Source organism: Dietzia sp. DQ11-44 (assembly GCF_014145205.1).
GTDB classification, from domain to species: domain Bacteria; phylum Actinomycetota; class Actinomycetes; order Mycobacteriales; family Mycobacteriaceae; genus Dietzia; species Dietzia natronolimnaea.
In genome coordinates this window covers 1-2,403 of sequence record NZ_JAALEC010000562.1, presented here as the reverse complement: position 1 = coordinate 2,403, position 2,403 = coordinate 1, and the positions used below count along the sequence as shown (strand labels likewise).

The following is a 2,403-nucleotide window of genomic DNA, read 5'->3' as shown; positions in this document are numbered from 1 at the left end:
CCGCCCGCGACATCCGCGGGCGGCGGCCTCGTCCGTGATCGGGGACGGCCCGGGCTCACCTCACGGTGATCGGCCCTCGGAGCTCAGCCTTCGGCGGCGAGCTGGCCGCAGGCGGCGGCGATCTCCTGCCCACGGGTGTCCCGGACGGTGCAGGAGACACCGGACTGCTGGACCGCGGCGACGAACGCGTCCTGCTGGGGCTTCGGGCTGGCGTCCCACTCGCTGCCCGGAGTCGGGTTGAGAGGGATCAGGTTGACGTGGGCCATGGGCCCGAGGCGCTGTACGAGCAGCCGACCGAGCATCTCCCCGCGCCACGTCTGGTCGTTCACATCGCGGATCAACGCGTACTCGATCGACACCCGCCGGCCCGTGGCGTCGGCGTAGTGCCGCGCGGCGTCCATGACCTCGGAGACGGGCCACCGGTTGTTGACCGGCACGAGGGTGTCGCGCAGTTCGTCGTCAGGGGTGTGCAGCGAGACCGCCAGGGTCACCTGGAGTCCCTCCTCCGCGAGGCGATGGATCGCGGGGACGACTCCGACCGTCGAGACCGTGACCGAACGCTGGGACAATCCGAACCCGGACGGCGGCGGCGAGACGATCCCCCGGACAGCCGTGAGGACCCGCTTGTAGTTGGCCAGCGGCTCACCCATCCCCATGAACACCACGTTGGACAGTCGTCCCGGGCCGCCGGGGACCTCGCCGTCCCGCATCGCCCGGGCTGCCTCGCGCACCTGCTCGAGGATCTCGGCGGCCGAGAGGTTGCGGTCGAGCCCGGCCTGGCCGGTGGCGCAGAACGGGCACGCCATGCCGCACCCGGCCTGGCTGGAGATGCACAGCGTCGCCCGGTCCGGGTAGCGCATGAGCACGCTCTCCACCAGCGAGCCGTCGTGCAGCTTCCACAACGTCTTGCGCGTGGTGCCCCCGTCGGCGGAGATGTGCCGGACCGAGGAGGCCAGGCGCGGGAACAACTCGGAACCGATCTGTTCACGCAGACCGACCGGGAGGTCCGTCATCTCCGCGGGGTCGGCCTCGAGTCGTCCGAAGTACTGGTTGGCGAGCTGCTTCCCCCGGAAGGCGGGGACCCCCAGTTCGCTCATCGCCGCAGCCCGGCCCTCTGCGTCGAGGTCGGCGAAGTGACGAGGCGGAAGACCCCGGCGGGGGGCGTCGAAGACGAGGGGTAGTGGTTCAACCATGATGGCTGCCATTGTGTCAGAAACCGGACCGCACGACACACCGCCAGCGGATGCCGTCGGCGCCGGTGAGGGAATAGAGTCCTCCCATGGCCACGCGTTCGCACGAACCAGTTGATCCCCAGCACACCGACCACACCGCCGGAGCAGCGGAGATCGCGCCGGTCGAGGACACCCACGCCTCGGCTCCTGCGACGGTCCCCGCCGGGGACTCACGCGGTGGACGCGGGAGCCACGACGACGACGTCATGGACACCCACGGCGGCAAGCTGGGGTCGGCCTGGGTGGGACTGGTCCTCGGCGCCCTGGTGACGATCCTGTTGCTGATCTTCATCGCGCAGAACACCACGTCCACGGGCGTGCGGTATCTGGGGCTGGAGTTCAGCCTCCCCCTGGGGGTCCTGATCCTGTTCGCCGCCATCGCCGGCGCGCTGATCATGGCGCTGTTCGCCGGATTCCGGATCCTGCAGCTGCGGATGCGCGCCCGGAAGGCGCGCAAGGTGTCGGCCCGCCACCACTGAGGGGTGTCGTCCCCACGGCCGACCGCCGGTGAGCGCGCCCCCGCACGCTCAGGTCGGGACGACGTAGGTGAAGATGATCCACACCACGACGGCGGTGGGCAGGACCGAGTCGAGGCGGTCCATGAAGCCGCCGTGGCCGGGCAGCATGGTGCCCATGTCCTTGATGCCCAGGTCCCGCTTGACCTGTGACTCGATGAGGTCGCCCAGGGTCGCCGTGAAGACGGTGAGGACGCCGAGCAGGACGCCCTTGAGGAAGTTGTCGTCGAACAGCAGCACCACCACGAGCGCCCCGCCGATGATGGCGAACACCATCGATCCGGCGAAGCCCTCCCACGACTTCTTGGGGCTCACCGCGGGCGCCATCGGGTGTCTGCCGAACAGCACGCCGGTGACGTATCCCCCGACGTCCGAACACACCACCAACAGGATCAGGGCGACGACACGCTGCGCCCCGTGGTCGCCGTCCGCGAGCATGGCGCCGAGAGCGCCCGGGACCGCGATCCACACCAGGACGAACAGGGCCACCGAGACGTCACGGAGATAGTTCTGTGGGGCCGTGGTCAGCCCCGCCATCAGGAGGCGCCAGACCAGGACCAGGACGGTGGTGGCGGCGAACGCGGCGAAGGCGCCCTTGGCCTCGGCGAAGAACCCGGCCCAGACCATCGCCTGTCCACCGAGGAGCAGGGGCACCA

At 70.1% G+C, this 2,403-nt stretch carries 3 protein-coding genes; 1 reads left to right on the top strand and 2 read right to left on the bottom strand.

Going from position 1 to position 2,403, the window contains the following annotated elements; translation table 11 throughout:
- Positions 1–83: 83 nt before the first annotated feature.
- Positions 84–1,193 carry a 23S rRNA (adenine(2503)-C(2))-methyltransferase RlmN gene (rlmN, locus tag G6018_RS13455; RefSeq protein WP_179525453.1) on the bottom strand — a complete coding sequence of 370 codons (1,110 nt, stop codon included), beginning with the start codon at positions 1,191–1,193 and terminating at the stop codon, positions 84–86.
- Between the two features lie 86 nt (positions 1,194–1,279).
- Here rlmN and G6018_RS13450 point away from each other — a divergent pair, with 86 nt between their 5' ends.
- The gene (locus G6018_RS13450) at positions 1,280–1,711 is read left to right on the top strand and encodes a lipopolysaccharide assembly protein LapA domain-containing protein (RefSeq protein ID WP_179525454.1); all 432 of its coding nucleotides are present in this window, start codon (positions 1,280–1,282) and stop codon (positions 1,709–1,711) included.
- A gap of 48 nt (positions 1,712–1,759) precedes the next feature.
- Here the strand turns inward: G6018_RS13450 and G6018_RS13445 are convergent.
- On the bottom strand, positions 1,760–2,403 hold a 644-nt coding region (locus tag G6018_RS13445; RefSeq protein WP_182639877.1), incomplete at its 5' end, for a phosphatidate cytidylyltransferase.